Below are 18,276 nucleotides of genomic sequence, written 5' to 3' on the forward strand. Positions count from 1 at the left end.
GACTTATTCTGCCGCGTTAAACTCTTCTTTAACCCATTCATAACCTTCTTCTTCAAGACGTTTTGCTAATTCAGGGCCACCTGAAGTCACAATTTTACCGCCATACATAACGTGTACGTGATCTGGTGTAATGTAATTTAATAGACGTTGATAGTGAGTAATAATTAATGAACCAAATGTTTCTCCACGCATTTGGTTAATACCTTTTGATACAACTTTTAATGCATCAATATCAAGCCCAGAGTCAATTTCATCTAAAATAGCAAATTTTGGTTCTAACATCATTAACTGAAGAATTTCATTACGTTTTTTCTCCCCGCCTGAGAAACCTTCATTTAAATAACGTTGCGCCATATCTTGATCAATATCTAAAAAGTCCATTTCTTTATCTAACTTTTTAATAAATTGCATTAAGTTAATTTCTTCACCTTCTTCACGTTTTGCATTAATAGCAGAACGCATAAAGTCAGCATTCGTTACACCAGTAATTTCTGATGGATATTGCATAGCTAGGAAAAGGCCTGCTTTTGCACGATCGTCAACGTCTAATTCTAAAACGTTAACACCATCTAAAAGTACTTCGCCTTGTGTTACTTCAAAACTTGGATGTCCCATAATTGCAGATGAAAGCGTTGATTTACCTGTACCGTTAGGTCCCATTACTGCATGTATTTCTCCTGTGTTAATTGTTAAATTAACACCTTTAAGAATCTCTTTATCTTCAATAGACACATGTAGGTCTTTAATTTCTAATGTTGATGGCATACATATTCCCTCCGTATTATATGATATGTTTTTCCTATCTAGTTTATAATAATTTTAATCTACAGTCAAAAGACTGATCCCTTGTTACATCATCTAATTATAACGTAATTGTCTTGGAATATAAACCTTTTCAAGTGCTAAATTAAAATTGTTATCAAAACACAATTATTTTTGATAACGCTATTATATATCGATTAACTGATAATATAAGATATGATGTTCTCAACTCAATTTTACGTCAACAATGATATTTTTCTCAAAGTGTATTCTATAATCATTAATTCGTCTTTACTTTTGTTTTTAATATAGTTCTACGTAAAATTATGCTATTATTTTTATTATATTTTAGATAGAAAGGGTTTTGATATGTCACAGTTTAAATGGTCAAATCTTTGGAAAGGATTTGCGATGGGTACTACTGATTTAGTGCCTGGTGTTAGTGGCGGTACAATCGCTTTATTGCTAGGTATCTATGATGATTTTATACAATCTGTTAGTGGGATATTTTCAAAAAGAATTTGGAAAAGTTTACAATTTCTGATTCCAATCGGCCTTGGTATGGTAATCGCCATAGGTTTATTGAGTAAAGTAATTAACTATCTCTTAAGTGAACACACAGTACCGACGATGTTCTTTTTTGTAGGATTAATCGCAGGTATTATCCCCTATTTACTTAAAACCGCAAGAGTCAAAGAAACATTTAATATATCCCATTACTTAATTATGTTACTAGGCATTGTCATTATTGTAGTTATTACCTTATTAAATAATGGAGATAAACACGCAGGAGAAACGCTTGAATTATCAACTGGTCTTATTATTAAATATTTTATTGCAGGTGTTTGTGCTTCTAGTGCTATGTTACTCCCTGGGATTTCAGGTTCCTTTATGCTATTAGTGTTTGGCGTTTATGGTACCGTGATGTTTTCAATTTCAGAATTTATGTCTTTAAACTTCAACGCTATACCTATTCTATTAACAGTAGGCTTGGGTATTATTTTTGGTTTCTTATTTTCAAGTAAACTGATTCAATATCTCTTAAATTATTATACTTACTTAACTTATGCGCTTATTATTGGCTTTGTAGTCGGATCGCTTTATGCTGTTTTCCCTGGTTTGCCAAGCGGTGCCGTTACATGGGGTGTTTCTATTATTTTTGTTGTGTTAGGCTACCTCATAAGCTATAGGTTGGGACGTATTACAAGCGACGATTTTTAATCAACCTACGTTATTGATTGATTAAATTCTTTTGTAATAATCATGACAATTTGATTATTTCTATTTATATAAATACTTATAAAAAAGGATGGTTAAATTCAAAATGTTCAATACAAACATTTCTGAAAACGAGCTATCCTTTTTTGTATATTAAGTAATGACCGTTCATTTAAGTGTTATTATAGATTGTTTTAAGCGCGTGTAATAATTTAATCCCCCATTTTTAAATGTAACTATTTTATTAAATGGACAAAACATTATTAATCTTAAATTTCACACCTTTTTAGTGGCAATACCTTTACACTTTATATATAATTTTACTTCAACCCTTTTTTGGGTTAAATTCAAAATAACGGAGGAATTAATTAATTTTTGGGAACCTTTTTTAGTTTACTTACTTTTATTATTTTACTAGCACTAACAGCTTTCTTTGTGGCTACAGAATTTGCCATTGTTAAAGTGCGCACATCCCGGATTCATTCTTTAGCAAACAACAATAACAAAAATGCCATAGCTGCACAAAAAGTTGTTACACATTTAGATGAATACCTAGCAGCTTGTCAATTAGGGATTACAATTACGGCCTTAGGTATCGGGATGGTCGGTGAATCAACATTTGAATTTCTGCTGCACCCACTTTTTAGTAGTATTGGACTTTCTGAAACAATGATTCATATATTAACTTTAATAAGCGCTTTTGTGATAGCTACGTATTTACATGTGGTTATAGGAGAAATGGCTCCAAAAACGATAGCGCTACAAAAAGCAGAAAACATTACACTTATGATAGCCAAACCAATTATTATGTTTTATAAATTATTTTATCCTTTTATCTATATTCTTAACGGGTCAGCTAGGTTCGTATTAAAACTATTTGGCATGCAGCCTTCAAAAGAAAGCGAGTTATATCATTCAGAAGAAGAATTGAAAATGCTAATTAAAGAAAGTCATGAAGGTGGCGAAATTTCAGAAAATGAATTAACACATATTAATCGTGCTTTTGCATTTGATGAAATGCTTATCAAAGATGGTTATATCCCATGGGAAAAAATGGCTGTAATCAATGTTGAAAGTGACGTCAATGAAATTAAATCATATGTTCAATCAGCTTCCTATTCCAGATTCCCAGTTTATGAAAATACAAAAAATAATATTATCGGATATATTCATGCTAAAGATTTGTTAACTAACAATTTAGGCTCACTTTTAGAAATAACAAGCCATATTTTAAAATTTAACCACAATAGCAAATATCATGATGTATTAGAACAAATGAAAGCTAATCAAATCCACATAGCACTCATTTTAGATGATAAGCAACGTACTATAGGGATGATTACGATGGAAAACATTCTTGAAAATATTGTTGGTGATATTAAAGATGAATACGATAAAATTTAAATGTTTAAAGAACGTGCCCATTTTTTTAATATCTAAAGTTTAAAGTAAAACCAACAAAAATAAAGCCCGGATTGGTAATGACTTGTCTCTATAATCACTTAAGTGATTTAAATTCAAATCCATACCCTATCCGAGCTTTTTTACATTCATATAAATACATCGATCGCGTAATGATGTATGAATGAATTTATATTGACATATCTCATACTGTTGTGAGATATGAGGATTTCAAAGTTCTCCCTATTGCTGTTTGGATGAATTTAATCACAATAAATAAGTGCAATTAATACTTTGTTGTATTTACACTTTAAAGCAACTCATTCAAACATGTAATTAATTTTACGTCATATAGTTGGACGTTTCAAATAAATACTTTCATTTTATATAGTGCATAACTATAAATCTCAAGACTATTTACATTATAGAAAAGAGTTTGTTTTAGCATTCTACCTAAGTTTCAATCTATCTCTTGTTTGTCTCCTATCATTTTGATTGCCGGAGACATTAACTTCTTAAAATATACTATTTTATAACTACCTACTTCAAATCAATATCAATTGATATCTAAACACATACATACTGCCTTACAATAATCAAAAATAGAGCCGTAGCTTTATACATAAATTGAAAATAAATACATCTTTTTTCGCAAACAAAGACCCCCTTTAGCCATTACAGCTAAAGAGGGAATAAAACGCTTGATATTATTTTGCTGGTACAACAGCACCATCATATTTTTCATTAATGTAATCTTTGATTTCTTTAGATTGTAGTGCTTCCATTAAAGCTTTGATTTTTTTATCATCTTTATGACCTTCCTTAACACCAATCAAATTAGCGTAAGGATTATCTTTTGCTTTTTCTAACACAATTGAATCATCTTTAGGACTTAATTTTTGATCAATTGCAAAGTTTGAATTAATAATGACTGCATCAGCGTCTTCATTTTGATAAATTTTAGGTAAGTACTCTGCTGATTGTTTATTATTAAATTTGATATCTTTTTTATTTTCTACAATATCGTCAAATTTAGCATCTTCTGTTTTAACACCATCTTTAATTTTAATTAATCCGGCATCAGAGAAGAATTTTAAGAAACGGCCCTCTTCAGCTGGATTATTTGAAACGTACACAGTGGCACCTTTTGGCAAGTCTTTTAAATCCTTATATTTCTTAGAATAAACAGCCATTGGCTCTAAATGAACGTTACCAGCAGATTCAATTTTATATCCTTTATCTTTCTTTTCAGTGTCCAAATAAGGTGTGTGTTGGAAGAAGTTAGCATCTAACTCACCTTTATCCAATAATTTATTTGGCGTCGTATAATCGTTAATTGTTTTGATTTTTAAGTCATAACCTTTATCTTCTAAGATGGGTTTAGCTTGTTCTAAAAGTTCAGCATGTGGTGCAGGAGAAGCACCAACCGTTATTGTTTTATCATCGCCTCCGCCTCCATTACCACAAGCTGCTAATACTAATGTGAGTGCTAATACTAATGCTAAACTAAATAATTTCTTCATATAAATGCCCCCTTTAAACTTAGCGTTTATCTATTTTGTTAGTCATTTTATCTCCAATAAATTGAATGATAAATACTATAATTAGAATTAAAATTGTCGAAACAAAAATGACATCATTTTGATTTCTTGTAAATCCGGTTAAGTAAGCTAAATTACCTAAACCACCAGCCCCAATGACGCCAGCTACTGCAGTAGAACCTACTAAAGCAATAGCAGTCACAGTAATACCAGAAATTAATGCTGGCATCGCTTCTGGTAAAAGTACTTTTCTAACTACTGTCCAAGTTGTGGCTCCCATTGACCAAGCTGCTTCAATAACACCTTTATCAATTTCTTTAAAAGCAATTTCTACTAATCTTGCATAGAAAGGTGCAGCACTGATAATTAATGCTGGTAAAGCACCTGTTGGGCCACTAATAGTTCCTAATAGTAAACTTGTAAATGGTATCAATAATAAAATTAAGATAATAAATGGTATCGCTCTGAATAAATTAACAATGAATGATACAACACTGTAAAAAATTCTAGCTACAGGTGATTTACTTTTAGCAGACAAGAATAAAAGAACGCCTAGTATCAAACCTAAAACAAATGCAAACACTGTAGCTATCAGTGTCATATAAATCGTTTCATATGTAGCTATCCAAACTTCATCCCAACTTACATTAGGCATTGTAATCATTTCCTGTAGAATCTCGCTAAATGAATTACCCATGCTTTAACACCTCCACAGAAACATGTTGCGCCTCTAAATCATTTTTGAACTTTTCAAATTTTTCAGAATCTACGTCTAATAAATGTAAAACTAAAAAGCCTAGTGAACCATCTTTGGTATGTTTAATATTTGCTTCAAGTATATTGACATCAATATTATGTGTCTTTGTTATGTATGACACGATAGGCTCAGTCGTATTATTTCCAGTAAAGTTCAAACGTACTACTGATGAGCTTTCATCCATATCAACTAATTCAAACAGTGATTCATCAAATTCATCATTTAAGTCTTCTTTAACAAACCGTTTTGTTACCTCATGTTGAGGGTTTTCAAAGACAGTCGAAACTTGACCTTGCTCAATGACACGGCCGTTTTCCATCACTGCCACTTCATCACATATACGTCTTATCACTTGCATTTCATGGGTAATAATAACAATTGTTAAATTTCTTTCTTCTTTAATTTTTAATAATAATTCTAAAATCTCATCAGTTGTTTGAGGATCTAATGCACTTGTAGCTTCATCACAAAGTAAAACATTAGGTTCATTTGCTAAAGCGCGGGCGATACCTACACGTTGCTTCTGTCCACCTGACAATTCTGAGGGATAGGCATTTTCTCTACCTTTTAGTCCTACAAGCTCTACTAACTCCAATGCACGTCGTTTCGCTTCACTACGCGATACGCCTGCGATTTCTAATGGAAAAGTAATATTATTCAAAACGTTACGTGACCACAATAGATTAAAATGTTGAAAAATCATACTCACTTTTTGACGTTTTTTTCTTAATTCTGATTTCGATAATTTCCCAATTGTATCTCCACCAATTACAACGTCACCTGAAGTCGGTTGTTCAAGGTTGTTTAAAAGTCTAATCAAAGTACTTTTACCTGCGCCCGAAAAGCCAACTACACCGAAAATTGAGCCTGATTGAATACTTAAATCAACATGATCTACAGCTAACACATCGTGTTTTTTCGTTTTATATCTTTTAACGATTTGATTTAATTCAATCATTGTTGTTGCCTCCTTGTATTGCTCATTCAATTAAAAAAATGCTTTCTCTTATTGTCGAAGAATAGAGAAAGCATAACCCGCTTCTCTCATCTTCTAAAGTTTGATAACTTTATGTGAATTGGCACCATTTCTATTAAAGACGGTTGCCGGGCTTCGTAGGGCACATCCCTCCACCTCTCGTGATAAGAGTTCATTATTTAATTATCCATAATCCTACCATTGCACTATAGTTTCGTCAATGATTATTTTAAATTTTCTAACAAATAAGGAACCGATTGAAACGCATAAATCCTTTTTTGTTCTTCCCCTTTAGACATAAGCATAAGAATAGGAACTGATTGTATTTCATATACTTGACTAAAGTCAGGATGCAAATTTAAATCTAACTTAGTAATTGGTAATTCTAACATTTCATTAGCAATATCTAACATTCGTTCTGACACCTTACATGTGCCACATGTCGGTGTGTAACCAAATATAAGATATTTATCTTTATCTACGTGTTCTTGTACATCAACACGTGGTTCACGCTTTACATTCATGTTAATAAACTAACCCTTTCAGCAATATAATCTAACTTTGCTTTCGCAACTTTTTCTTCATCTTTAACTAAAAATCCATGTTTTGCTAACACTTTGGATAAATATGACTTAGGACATCTCGCAACCTCACCGTATTGTTTATCTATGTGAATATGTTTACTTTCACTTAAATATTTTTTAAACCATTTACGTATCTTTTCACCTTCATTATCTGCGTCTGCAAGAATATAGACTTGCTTATCATATAATGATTCGATCATCTCATCTAACTTATCAACACTCATTGTGCCGTTAGTACAAATGATTTCGATTGGCTGATCAATAACTTGCTTTACCCGTTTTTTGTCTGATTTTCCTTCGACAATAATAACTTGGTTTAGTATCGTCATGACATCCACCCTCTAATGTGATAGTAAATTCATTTATATTTAGTTCTACACCCTATTTAGCTAGCATAAACATTCATAATCGTTTCTTACATTATCTTATTATTGAACCTTTCATTTGTCATCTTATACGTTCTATAGCAATCCAAATAACTTGTAGCCACTTTTTAAATAAATACATCAAAATAAATGGATTGTTTTGAATAATAAATAATAATTTTTTCTGAATTTGGGTAAAATAAAAACTCCATGATAAGAGATATCGTGGAGTTTAATCGCAATGTTATTCACCAATCATTTCTGAATATTGATCAGCTGACATTAATTCGTCTAATTGACTTTCATCATTTAATTCGACTTTAACCATCCATGCTTTTTCGTATGGTGATTCATTAACAAATTCAGGACTATCTTCTAATTCATCATTTGTTTCTACAACTTTACCTGAAACAGGTGCATAAAGTTCAGAAACTGTTTTAACTGATTCAACACTACCGAAAGATTCGCCCTCCTCGATATCATCATCAGTTTCAGGTAATTCAACGAATACGATATCTCCTAATTCACTTTGTGCATATTCAGTAATACCAATAGTTACTGTATTTCCTTCAATTTTTACCCATTCGTGTTCTTTAGAATATTTTAATTCACTTGGTACTGCCACGAGAATCCCCTCCTAAATGTTTTTACATATTAATGATGCCATATGAAAGGCTTACAATCAACTATTTAATCGCTTTTATAAGGCAACTCGTATTTTTTATCGCAGTAAATAAAACAATCTCAATAAATGTTCATCTATTTTTTAAATAGCGTAAAATTATATTTTAAGAATAATATGTGTTTATATCCAAGTTGCTTTATATTGATCTTCTTTAAAGCCTACAGTTGCTTTGTTCCCTAATACAGCTAAGGGTCTTTTTACTAACATACCGTTAGAAGATAATAAATCTAATTTTTCCTCATCAGATAGATCTTTAAGTTTATCTTTAAGACCTAATTCTCGATATTTGGCACCGTGTGTATTAAAAAGTTTGTTGATATCAATGCCAGTAGCATCAATAATTTCTTTAAACTCTTTTTTAGTAGGTGTATGCTGCACAATATCAATGGGTTCATAACTGACCCCATATTCTTGTAAAAATTTGGCAGCTTTTTTACAAGTCGTACAATTAGGATACTGGTAAAATTTTATCATTATTCTGTACCTCCTATGTATAGTTAACACTAATATAACAAAATTATGACAAAAACGCTCTAATTATTAAGCTGATTTTTTTAATAACAGGAAATTGTCCGTTATAATGTTATTATTAATATCTTTATAAAGGAGCATAATTATGGAACCAATTAGTACTAACGACCAATTTAAAACTACGATACAAAGTGACAACCCAGTCATTGTTAAATTCGAAGCGGGATGGTGCCCGGATTGTAGAGCAATGGACATGTGGATTGATCCAATTGTAGAAAAATACAACAATTATAACTGGTATACAGTAAACCGTGATGAATTAGAAGATGCTGCTGCAGATAACGATGTTATGGGCATCCCTAGCCTTTTAGTTTTCAAAAATGGGGAAAAATTAGCGCACTTACATTCAGCTAATGCTAAATCGCCAGAACAAGTTGAATCATTCTTAGCTGAAACTTTTGAATAAGTAATGATTTAAGGCGATGTCAGATTTAGATTCCCATCAATTAATAGATTAAACTTATCATTTAAGATAAGTAACTAAATACTTAACGCTAGCACCGTAAACTCGATATTGTTTTAGTCATACTTAATAGGACAGCATAAATTAGCAACTTCTACTTTATGTTGTCTTATTTTTTGTATAAAAATAAAGGAGCAGAACAGAAACCAAGTTTTTCTGTCTGCCCCGTGGTAAACACATAGTTTATTAATTAGTCAGTTTAAAATGTTTCAATGGTTTGGCTCTGTTGACGTTCTCTATGTGGCATTTTTTCTAAATCTTTAAGATCAGTTAAATATAATAGACCTACCAATTGCTCATCATCTTTTACACCAAAAATGCTGCGTATTTCAGGATTGAATATATATGCTGGTGTCTTCCAGCAAGTGCCTATGCCAGCTTCATATAGTAATAACATTAGGTTTTGTGCAAATGCACCAAAAGCCATATGGTTCTCTAAATTTTCTTTTTGTCTTGGGTCTTCTTTCACGATTAAAGCAAGCATTCCACCGAGATTTGTTGCCACTTTATAATGGTCTTCTTGCTTTTTCTTTATATTGGGGAAAGCAATCTCAGTTAATTGTTTACTCATATCTCCCAATCTATTTTTAGCGATATGAACCACTCTCCATGGTGCTCTCAAACCATGATTTGGTGCATCTGTAGCACGTTGTATTGCTTCATATAGAGCATGATCATCTATATTCATATCTCTTCTAAATGCTTTTATACTTCTACGTTGTGCTATAGCATCTTGTAGTTCCATCTGATATCGTCCTTTCATTATTGATAACTATTTTCAATTATAATCTACGAACGATTCGTTTTCAAACTACTCGTACATTTTTAATTGACACTTCAACGTTTCAACATGAATTTGTCCAGGCGCTTTTGGTTGGTCTAAACAACCATATGACACCGCGCCACCAAATAAGCCTTGCGCTGTTCTTGATATCATACCTAATTTGGACATTGCAATGCCGATGACTTGTTGTGGCACTGAGTCTACTGTTTCCGATAAAGTTGACAACAGGTTCAACACATCTTGCTTGCCATGTGGCATAGCCGCTACTTTTAAATAATCTGGATTCATTTGATGCATTTTATAATACAAATGTTTTAGTGATTCCAATGAAGGTGTTTTTTGAAAATCGTGATAAGACAATATACTTTCAACGTCATTTTTACGCGCCAAATCGATTAAGTTACGCATATATTGAAGTTTTTGATTTTTTTCAAATTCAACATCTATCATATCCACATGGTCTAAAATTATAATTTCTTTTAATAATGCTACATACGCATCTAATGATAAATCTCCTTTGCCTCCTTGTGATTGTTTACGATAAGTAACTAGGATTTTTTTATTTAAATTTAAATTATATAATTTATCTATAACTTTAGCTATCTGTTTTACGTTTGGTGTAAGCCATTGATCAATTCTCACTTCTATAATATCGAAAGATGCTTGATATTTAATTAAATCATTGATGATACATTGTGGTATATCATTTTCAGGTTCTATTGTTACCGCAATTTTAACTTCAGACATTTAAAAACTTCCTTTTTTAGTGATAATTAAAATTATTGTATAACAATACTCAGTAGTAACACAATCTTAAGCACGGTTCGTTTAAATAAATCATACAAATCATTTTGATTTATATATGATTTAAATTTTATTTTACGGGTATAACCTATATAGAAGTAATTTAGGAGGTAATATAATGGCAGTAAACTATGAAACAAAAGCAACTAATACAGGTGGTCGTAACGGTCACGTTCAAACAGATGATAAAGCAATTGATGTAGCAGTTATTCCTCCAGCACAAGCTGATGCTGAAAAAGGAACAAATCCTGAACAGTTATTCGCAGCAGGTTATGCGTCATGCTTTAATGGGGCATTTGATTTAATTCTCAAACAAAATAAGGTGAGAGATGCTGAACCTGAAGTCACTTTAACAGTTCGTTTAGAAGACGATCCAAATGCAGAAAGCCCTCAATTAAGCGTATCTATTGATGCGAAAGTCAAAAACGTATTATCTCAAGAAGATGCTGAAAAATACTTACAGGATGCACATGAATTCTGTCCATACTCAAAAGCAACTCGTGGCAACATTGACGTAGATTTAAACGTACAAGTTGTTGAATAAAAATAATTATATCCCCCAAATTCTGTTGAGAATTTGGGGGTTTTTATTTATTTAAGATTGCAAAATGCTTAAGTCATGATGTCTTTTGAATTCTTCGCTTTCTAATTTACAAATCGTCTTCATCTTTATAATTAATACAAATATAGATCATCAATACAACAAAAGAAATCAGGATAAGCAATACTAGAGAAACAATAATAGTTATTAAAGCCCCCACTTACCATGCCTCCACTCAAAATGTATAACTCACTATATTATACCATATTTATCATATGCATTTCTTTTTATTAAAAATAAAATTAATTACAATTATATTCTTAATGATCATACATTTTTTAGTTTATAAATTAAAAATGAAGTAATATCTTAGAAAAATATTAAATATAGTGTTGCTCAATTATTCTTTTTCCCTTAATATTATATTTAATATAGCAGGAAAATTTATAAAAAAAGTATACTTTTTAGGAGGCTTTCAATGTCAAACATACGTTATTTATCAATCGATGACTTAGTAGACTATAAAAAATTATTATTACATGGCATTCATGAAGACCTCGATGTATTTGCTTGGAAATTGCAAAATGAGCGGTGCTTAGCTGAGCTAAATATAGAAAAATTACTTACTTCTGACCCAAACGATAAAGTGGTCATTGGTGCTTTCCAAGAAAGCATATTAATTGGCTCTGTCACACTTATATTTAACCAAACTTATAGTTTGGCACATAAAGCAGTTATTGAAAATATGTGTGTAATGGGTGATAGTCATGCATTCAGAGAACAAATTGCTAATCAATTAATGAAATACGTTTTCCAAATTTGTAATGATAAAAATATTGAAATTTTAATGACTTCTCTTATTTCTAACAATATTAGTGGAAAAGTATTTTTAAGTAACTTGAATTTTGAAGTGCTTGCTCTTGAAAAGTATGCTAGAAAATATGGTGAAGATTACGTCGATGAGCATTGGTTAAGTTATTATTTCAACGGTGAAGAGATGAGATTGTTTGATTAAAACTATACTTAATTCTTCTGGTTGTTACAGTTATGATTGCCTCTCTTTTTGTATCATTTATTTAATTAGTAACAGTAAATATAAGTCTGTAGTTAAAAATCACTTGCAATTAAATTGCTAAGCAAATATTATTTTATTAAGTTATTTTTTATCACATTGTGCTTATAAAAGTTTATCTTAGAGAGGGCTGAACAATTTGAAATATACTACAACTTTATTATCTCTGTTCTTGTCATTAGTTACATTACTGACTCCATTATTAGCCGTTAATAAAGTTTTAGAAGGAGAATTACAATTATTAGCTGCTATCCTATTCATTTTAGGTGTGTTTTTAATTAATTTATACGCATGTTTACGTGGCGACCGTATTGCTAATATCTTTGCTATGTTGGTAACTTTATTTTCTTTTGTGCTATTAAGTTATCCATATTGGAAAGTATACGTATTCAATTTTTTCTCATGAAAAATCTAATGATACATAGCGACTTTAGACCAAAAAACAGTTAATTACGATATATTTTAGTAATTAACTGTTTTTAGTTTTACAAAATTTTAAAATGTAAAAAGTAAGTTAATTACAAAAGGGGGTTAAAAATCAAAGATATAGAAAATGTTATATCTTATGCAATTACAATTTTTTATTGGTTTATGCACTGAAATCATGATTGCTGTCAATTCCTTTGAGTCACTTATTAATACGACAATATTTTTCAGATTTACCGTTTTATTTTATTTGGAGTTGGGTAAAACTTACCGTTGGATTTACAATGTTAAGGAGTGTTTTTATGAATCAGCTCAATGAGTGTAAATATATTAATCCTTCAAAAATTTCTCTTGATTGGGAGTGTTTTGTACTCAGTAAAAGTGATATGGAATTGGACGGATTGCCTACCGAATTGATTAATACATGGATGGCACAAAATATTATAAAGCCTTTTTCTATAAGGCATAATGAAGTCAACTTTCGCACTGAAGATATTAAATGGGCTTTAGAAATTCAAAATTGGTACTATGAATAACTGATATAAACTTAATTAACATCTAAATTATTATGATATAAACTTAATGCTCTTTTAGCAGATGTCATAACTTCATTATATGTGTAATTCATTTTGAAGTATGCATATATTTCATGGTAACTCGTTGCATGTTTTGGGAAGTGCTTATCTCTGTTTATAAAATGGGCAAGTTGACCGAGCGGCGTATCATCATTTACAAAGTCAATTATAAAATCATAGAATGTCATCAGCATAACCTCGATTACCTATATTTTAATCGTTACATGTTGTACCATTTTGTGTCTTTTTACCATCATATCAAATAATAATTATTTGTCTATTACATTACATTTTAAATTTTAAAATTAGCCAAATTAATTATTGTTCTCAGGGTATTTGATTTAAATTGTAAATATTGCAAAATTTATGAAATGTACTGTCGAAATAAAAATGGATTTAATAATTATAAGTTTTAACTTTATTAAGCACATTATACTTTCAAAGCTAAAAACAGGTTGAGATACATTAATATCTCAACCTGTTTTTAATTTGGTGATGGCCCACCAGCAAAAAGTAATTGCATTATATTTTCAAATAACTACTTTTTCATTCATCACCTTTTAAAGTATTATCTCTCAATTTATTGCATTAGTGGCTACTTATAAATGAATGAGTGTTAACCCGTGTTATCTCATTCCCTATTCGCTATCACAAAAAAGAGAGCCTATTGGGCCTCAAATTGTTGTAAAAAATAAGTTCTAAACACACTGGAACAGTATAACTTAACCAAAAACTAAGATTTTTATCCTGTTCCTATCTTTAGCTATTATTTTTTATACTAAAACGTTACCATTTTGATCAGCAGGTTTAAATAAAGTAATAACCGCACCAATAATTGCTAAAATTTGTGGGATGCCTGTCCAACAAAATACAAGGAATAAAAGACCCATTCCAGTTTTTCTCGCATAAAATTTGTGGATTCCAAAACTACCTAAAAACACTGCTAAAACAATATAAATCACTTTATTCACTTCATTCATAGCATATATCTCCTTACATATTTGATTTTATTTCATTATACATCGATACAGTGATAAAAATCTAAAATTTTAATACATATTATTTTCATTATGTCTTAAAAAAGGCACTGCTTTTAAAAGTAATCACTTACTATATTTTAACATTTCTTATTTTATACCAAAATTGCTACAAATTACTATATTTCACTTCAAAAAAGGATTTTTCAACTTTCAATAATTCAGTATACTCTTCTGGCATAATTTCATCACTTAGTTCAATTAATTTATTCAAAATAATTCCAATAAACTTGCCATTTTGTTCTTTATCGCTAAAATATATTTTAGCTTTTTCAATCATTGGATTTTCTTCTAATAATATGAGTGCCCTTCCATATGCTTTATCTTTTTTTCCACGCTGGAACGCCGATTCCAAATAATTAATAATTTCATCTAATGTGTTAAATGATTCAAATGCTGTTTTGATATGCGCATCTAATTTACTCGCAATTTCTTTTAATCTTTTATCTTCTTGTTCAATCTTGGGCATTAAGTCATTTCTTACTTCTTTTTTTAAATTTATTATCAATTGTTCTGTTTCTTGAAAATCTGTGCGCTTACTTGCTTTCAAATCGTTGACCGCTTTTTTGGCATTTTCAAAATCTTCTGTTATATTGCTCATAAAAATTCCCCCATTTGTATTCTATCTATAATGTAACTAATAGTCTTTTTCCTTAAATAAATATTTAAAACAAAAGCATAAAGAAAAATTACACTATGGCATATCATTAATAAATGATAAGATAAAATTAATATTAATCTAATTAACTCATCTGTTAATTTTCAAAATATTATTTGAACAACTTATATCCTAGCGTAAAATGAAAACGATAAAGGAGGTGCAGCACTTTGAGTCTACATTTCATGATAATATTTTGGCTCTCATTATTCTTTTTAATTGCTGGCATTATTTCTCTAGTTATTTATAAAGTAAGAGGGACTCAAGAAACAAAAGAATCCCTGCTTGGATTAACTGTTATCTTAATTATTTTTGGTGTTGTTGGTGTACTATTTTCTATTATTTTTAGTTAAAAATTATGCTACTAGCACATAAACTGGCAGCTTAACTTCAAATACGAGTCAAACAGTAGATGATTGAATTGAAAATGCAACCAAACAAGGCTTTTCCAATCCTCATCATCGTCACTTAAGTTTGTTAAATACGTTGAGTTTTTCAACTATCTTTTAAATTTTTGCAAAAATTTAAAATAACGCTTAATTTTTTTAAAATAGCAGTATATTTAGTTTGTAATAAAATGGTAAATCGCCAACAAAATAATAATCAAAATAAAAAAATAGATAAAACGTTTTACTGCTCTTATTTTTTCATGACGTACTTCATCTTTAGAATGATTGATATTTTCATGTAATCGCGTATTTATAAATAAAAATGGCATTGTTGCTAAAAAAGCAAAAATTAATGCTAAAATGATAGATAATATAATATTCATTTTTCCACCTCAAATTTTGAATATGCTTACAACACTTATTCCCTTTCATATGCAATTAATTCAAAAATTTAGTTTAGAAGTGTAGTTTCAAAATTTATATACTTCACTAAAGTTTTAATGAATTGAGCCAGATCTGTACACTATTAATTTGACGCTAACAAAGGAGTGATTATTATGAAACTCACTTATTTACCGAAATGGCAACTAATAAATCAAAGTCAAAAACAATTTATGATTCAAGAAGATACAAAATCAATTTCCCTAGTAAGCCCTATTAATGAATACGCAATGGGCATTTTGAGCCAGGTTTTCTTCACTATAGAAAATGGTGTTGTTGTAAATATTAATATTGAAAATAATAGTAATGAGCTTAAAATAGAAGTTGATGAAGCAGTTTTAACTATTTATATCATTGATCTTTAATTCAAATTTATTCACATTGATTATAGGTATTTAATTCATTTAGTTAAATTCCGGGTATTATCATTATATAATCAAAGTTCTGGTATTTTTTCATGAACTTTAAATTCATATAGGTGAGTGATTATTATGAAGTTTTTTAAAAATTTATTATTAATTGTATCTGGCGTTTTAGTCATTCGTGCATTGCTTTTAAGTATCGATAGTACAAACGAAGAGAAAATAGAGAATAAAGTGAGCGTTCAAGATAAAAAAAGAACATAGTTTTTTGAATTATTTTCTTATAATTCAAAATGATTCAAAGATAGTAGACATCTGATATGTAAACGTAAAATTCCACTTCTTAAGAACTATTTTTAAAAGTGTTACTTCTTAATTTATTGAGTTAGTAATACGTATACACGGGCTTAAGCCTTTATATTTTCCCTAGCTACCCTTACCTGGGCAGAACAATGGAATCATTTGATAAAATATGATTTCAGTTCTGCTCTTTTTATATAATTTTTCAAATTTTATTATTATTAAATACTAATACAATACATAGTTTATAGAGAGGTCACTATGCAACACATCAAATCATTTATTGAAAATTATCAAATATATATATATTTTACAGCGGTTATAGGCGGTGTACTCACTGGTTTAATTTCATATTCCTTTGCTAACTTTTTAGAATCTATTGTTTCCGTGTGTATAGGCATACTCATGTTTAGTATGTTTTCTCAAATTCCATTTTTCAAAATTAAACAAAACTTTTTAAATGTAAGGTTTATAATTGCGTTATTAATTTCAAATTTCATTGTTATCCCGTTATTTGTTTTTTATTTAGTACAATTATTTAATATCTCAAATATTCCCGTCATTATCGGATTATATCTTGTACTTTTAACCCCCTGTATTGATTACGTTATCGTTTTTACTGCTTTAGGTAAAGGAAATGAGCACTTTATGCTATTTGCCACACCACTTCTGTTTATATTTCAAATTTTATTATTACCTATATATTTCACTTTATTTTTAGATATAGATATTTTTTCACATATGACCATTGTTCCATTTATAAAAGCATTTTCTATGTTTATCATATTGCCTTTGATATTCGCGCTGTTATTACAATTTTTTAGCAGCAAATCTAAAACTAGCAATCAAATATTACAATTAACAGCTTGGCTTCCTGAAATATTCATGTCATTCGTTCTATTTTCTGTAGTAGGATCACAAATAAATAAAATAATACACAACTTAAATATTGTATTAATAGTAGTACCGATTTATATTTGCTTTTTGACCATTTCTCCTTTTATAGGCGCTCTTTGTGGCAAACTATTTAAATTAGAAGCTGAAGCAAAAAGAACATTAGCATTTAGTTCAAGTACGAGGAACGCACTGGTCGTTCTACCTTTAGCTTTAGCTTTACCAAAAGACTGGGTAACAATTACTACAACAGTTGTTATTACACAAACATTATGTGAATTATTGGGAGAAATTATTTTCATAAAAGCGATACCTAAATTGATTAGATAATACTTTTAACTATTTAAAAGAAGCTAATTATTATCCATTTCACTTTAAATATATTAAAATAATGCTTAATTAACATTTTACACTTTAGTTAATTTGAATAACTTGCTTAATGCTATATAGCTATCTCAGGAACAGTTGTTAGGGTAATTTAATAATGAGGTGATTAAGATGCAAATTTTGAGAAGTGTATCTGAAAATAATCGAACAACATATCACATTAAAACAGATTTAGGTTTAATTATAAAAGTGACGGCTGGCAATGATTTAACACCAAAAGAAGTAAAAAAACTGTTGATAAATGTAGCAAAAGACATGGATAACAAGCTAAAAAGTAATATTGAGTAAGTTATTTCTTTATGATTTTTGAAAGGAAAACATTT

26 protein-coding genes and 1 riboswitch are annotated in these 18,276 nt (G+C 29.8%); of the genes, 12 read left to right on the forward strand and 14 right to left on the reverse strand.

Translation table 11 applies throughout. The annotated features are described in order from the left end of the window. Positions 1-3 precede the first annotated feature (3 nt). Positions 4-765, reverse strand: coding sequence for a Fe-S cluster assembly ATPase SufC (sufC, locus tag BJG89_RS10855; RefSeq protein WP_096810604.1), 762 nt, complete (start codon positions 763-765; stop codon positions 4-6). 366 nt (positions 766-1,131) lie between these two features. Here sufC and popT point away from each other — a divergent pair, with 366 nt between their 5' ends. Both popT and BJG89_RS10865 read left to right on the forward strand, forming a co-directional pair. Then, a complete protein-coding gene (popT, locus tag BJG89_RS10860; RefSeq protein WP_096810605.1) occupies positions 1,132-1,983 on the forward strand; it encodes a polyprenyl-phosphate transporter PopT in 852 nt (283 codons plus the stop codon). Between the two features lie 372 nt (positions 1,984-2,355). After that, entirely contained in the window at positions 2,356-3,384 is a 1,029-nt protein-coding gene (locus BJG89_RS10865) for a hemolysin family protein (protein WP_096810606.1), read from the forward strand. A 704-nt stretch (positions 3,385-4,088) separates the two neighbouring features. Here the strand turns inward: BJG89_RS10865 and BJG89_RS10870 are convergent. From BJG89_RS10870 to BJG89_RS10900, 7 genes are all read right to left on the reverse strand, one after another. Beyond that, the gene (locus BJG89_RS10870) at positions 4,089-4,904 is read right to left on the reverse strand and encodes a MetQ/NlpA family ABC transporter substrate-binding protein (protein WP_096810607.1); all 816 of its coding nucleotides are present in this window, start codon (positions 4,902-4,904) and stop codon (positions 4,089-4,091) included. 19 nt (positions 4,905-4,923) lie between these two features. Continuing rightward, the gene (locus tag BJG89_RS10875) at positions 4,924-5,619 is read right to left on the reverse strand and encodes a methionine ABC transporter permease (RefSeq protein ID WP_096810608.1); all 696 of its coding nucleotides are present in this window, start codon (positions 5,617-5,619) and stop codon (positions 4,924-4,926) included. Next, a complete protein-coding gene (locus tag BJG89_RS10880; RefSeq protein WP_096810609.1) occupies positions 5,612-6,637 on the reverse strand; it encodes a methionine ABC transporter ATP-binding protein in 1,026 nt (341 codons plus the stop codon). Before BJG89_RS10880 ends, BJG89_RS10875 begins: the two co-directional genes overlap by 8 nt. A gap of 83 nt (positions 6,638-6,720) precedes the next feature. Next, a riboswitch (SAM riboswitch) is annotated at positions 6,721-6,826 on the reverse strand. 53 nt (positions 6,827-6,879) lie between these two features. Beyond that, positions 6,880-7,179, reverse strand: coding sequence for a thioredoxin family protein (locus tag BJG89_RS10885; protein ID WP_096810610.1), 300 nt, complete (start codon positions 7,177-7,179; stop codon positions 6,880-6,882). Then, positions 7,176-7,568 carry a toprim domain-containing protein gene (locus BJG89_RS10890; RefSeq protein WP_096810611.1) on the reverse strand — a complete coding sequence of 131 codons (393 nt, stop codon included), beginning with the start codon at positions 7,566-7,568 and terminating at the stop codon, positions 7,176-7,178. The genes BJG89_RS10885 and BJG89_RS10890 overlap by 4 nt, the downstream gene beginning before the upstream one ends. 280 nt (positions 7,569-7,848) lie before the next feature. Beyond that, positions 7,849-8,229, reverse strand: a complete 381-nt coding sequence (gene gcvH, locus BJG89_RS10895) for a glycine cleavage system protein GcvH (protein ID WP_096810612.1) — start codon at positions 8,227-8,229, stop codon at positions 7,849-7,851. 180 nt (positions 8,230-8,409) lie between these two features. Then, a complete protein-coding gene (locus tag BJG89_RS10900) occupies positions 8,410-8,763 on the reverse strand; it encodes an arsenate reductase family protein (protein ID WP_096810613.1) in 354 nt (117 codons plus the stop codon). Positions 8,764-8,905: 142 nt separating this feature from the next. Between BJG89_RS10900 and BJG89_RS10905 the strand changes: the two genes are divergently transcribed. Beyond that, entirely contained in the window at positions 8,906-9,226 is a 321-nt protein-coding gene (locus BJG89_RS10905; RefSeq protein ID WP_096810614.1) for a thioredoxin family protein, read from the forward strand. Between the two features lie 256 nt (positions 9,227-9,482). On the opposite strand, the gene BJG89_RS10910 is transcribed toward BJG89_RS10905, so the two are convergent. Both BJG89_RS10910 and aroD read right to left on the reverse strand, forming a co-directional pair. Further along, on the reverse strand, positions 9,483-10,028 hold the full coding sequence (locus BJG89_RS10910; RefSeq protein WP_096810615.1) for a nitroreductase family protein: 546 nt from the start codon (positions 10,026-10,028) through the stop codon (positions 9,483-9,485). A 66-nt stretch (positions 10,029-10,094) separates the two neighbouring features. Continuing rightward, positions 10,095-10,814, reverse strand: a complete 720-nt coding sequence (gene aroD, locus BJG89_RS10915) for a type I 3-dehydroquinate dehydratase (RefSeq protein ID WP_096810616.1) — start codon at positions 10,812-10,814, stop codon at positions 10,095-10,097. Positions 10,815-10,989: 175 nt separating this feature from the next. Here aroD and BJG89_RS10920 point away from each other — a divergent pair, with 175 nt between their 5' ends. From BJG89_RS10920 to BJG89_RS10935, 4 genes are all read left to right on the forward strand, one after another. Further along, positions 10,990-11,415: an organic hydroperoxide resistance protein gene (locus BJG89_RS10920; protein ID WP_096810617.1), complete on the forward strand. Its 426-nt coding sequence runs from the start codon at positions 10,990-10,992 to the stop codon at positions 11,413-11,415. A 475-nt stretch (positions 11,416-11,890) separates the two neighbouring features. Next, positions 11,891-12,427: a GNAT family N-acetyltransferase gene (locus BJG89_RS10925; protein WP_096810618.1), complete on the forward strand. Its 537-nt coding sequence runs from the start codon at positions 11,891-11,893 to the stop codon at positions 12,425-12,427. A gap of 196 nt (positions 12,428-12,623) precedes the next feature. Beyond that, positions 12,624-12,890 (forward strand): hypothetical protein, encoded by a 267-nt coding sequence (locus BJG89_RS10930; RefSeq protein ID WP_096810619.1) that lies wholly within the window; start codon positions 12,624-12,626, stop codon positions 12,888-12,890. A 322-nt stretch (positions 12,891-13,212) separates the two neighbouring features. After that, positions 13,213-13,446: a hypothetical protein gene (locus BJG89_RS10935; RefSeq protein WP_096810620.1), complete on the forward strand. Its 234-nt coding sequence runs from the start codon at positions 13,213-13,215 to the stop codon at positions 13,444-13,446. 11 nt (positions 13,447-13,457) lie between these two features. Here the strand turns inward: BJG89_RS10935 and BJG89_RS10940 are convergent, their stop codons facing one another. From BJG89_RS10940 to BJG89_RS10950, 3 genes are all read right to left on the reverse strand, one after another. Beyond that, positions 13,458-13,673 carry a sterile alpha motif-like domain-containing protein gene (locus BJG89_RS10940; RefSeq protein WP_096810621.1) on the reverse strand — a complete coding sequence of 72 codons (216 nt, stop codon included), beginning with the start codon at positions 13,671-13,673 and terminating at the stop codon, positions 13,458-13,460. 585 nt (positions 13,674-14,258) lie between these two features. Beyond that, positions 14,259-14,465: a TM2 domain-containing protein gene (locus BJG89_RS10945; protein WP_096810622.1), complete on the reverse strand. Its 207-nt coding sequence runs from the start codon at positions 14,463-14,465 to the stop codon at positions 14,259-14,261. 166 nt (positions 14,466-14,631) lie between these two features. After that, entirely contained in the window at positions 14,632-15,123 is a 492-nt protein-coding gene (locus BJG89_RS10950) for a hypothetical protein (RefSeq protein ID WP_096810623.1), read from the reverse strand. 227 nt (positions 15,124-15,350) lie between these two features. Here BJG89_RS10950 and tsaT point away from each other — a divergent pair, with 227 nt between their 5' ends. Next, positions 15,351-15,533, forward strand: a complete 183-nt coding sequence (gene tsaT / locus BJG89_RS10955; RefSeq protein WP_096810624.1) for a type II toxin-antitoxin system toxin TsaT — start codon at positions 15,351-15,353, stop codon at positions 15,531-15,533. A gap of 209 nt (positions 15,534-15,742) precedes the next feature. Here tsaT and BJG89_RS10960 read toward each other — a convergent pair whose 3' ends face one another. Beyond that, entirely contained in the window at positions 15,743-15,952 is a 210-nt protein-coding gene (locus tag BJG89_RS10960; RefSeq protein ID WP_096810625.1) for a hypothetical protein, read from the reverse strand. 174 nt (positions 15,953-16,126) lie between these two features. Between BJG89_RS10960 and BJG89_RS10965 the strand changes: the two genes are divergently transcribed. The 4 genes from BJG89_RS10965 to BJG89_RS14620 all read left to right on the forward strand — a co-directional run bounded on the left by BJG89_RS10965 (position 16,127) and on the right by BJG89_RS14620 (position 18,241). Beyond that, positions 16,127-16,375 (forward strand): hypothetical protein, encoded by a 249-nt coding sequence (locus tag BJG89_RS10965; RefSeq protein WP_096810626.1) that lies wholly within the window; start codon positions 16,127-16,129, stop codon positions 16,373-16,375. Positions 16,376-16,501: 126 nt separating this feature from the next. Continuing rightward, positions 16,502-16,636 carry a hypothetical protein gene (locus tag BJG89_RS14950; RefSeq protein ID WP_255201748.1) on the forward strand — a complete coding sequence of 45 codons (135 nt, stop codon included), beginning with the start codon at positions 16,502-16,504 and terminating at the stop codon, positions 16,634-16,636. Between the two features lie 297 nt (positions 16,637-16,933). After that, the gene (locus BJG89_RS10970; protein WP_096810627.1) at positions 16,934-17,896 is read left to right on the forward strand and encodes an arsenic resistance protein; all 963 of its coding nucleotides are present in this window, start codon (positions 16,934-16,936) and stop codon (positions 17,894-17,896) included. 168 nt (positions 17,897-18,064) lie between these two features. After that, entirely contained in the window at positions 18,065-18,241 is a 177-nt protein-coding gene (locus tag BJG89_RS14620; protein ID WP_170006885.1) for a hypothetical protein, read from the forward strand. Positions 18,242-18,276: the final 35 nt, after the last annotated feature.

Origin of the sequence: Staphylococcus nepalensis (assembly GCF_002442935.1) — a bacterium.
GTDB classification, from domain to species: Bacteria; Bacillota; Bacilli; order Staphylococcales; family Staphylococcaceae; genus Staphylococcus; species Staphylococcus nepalensis.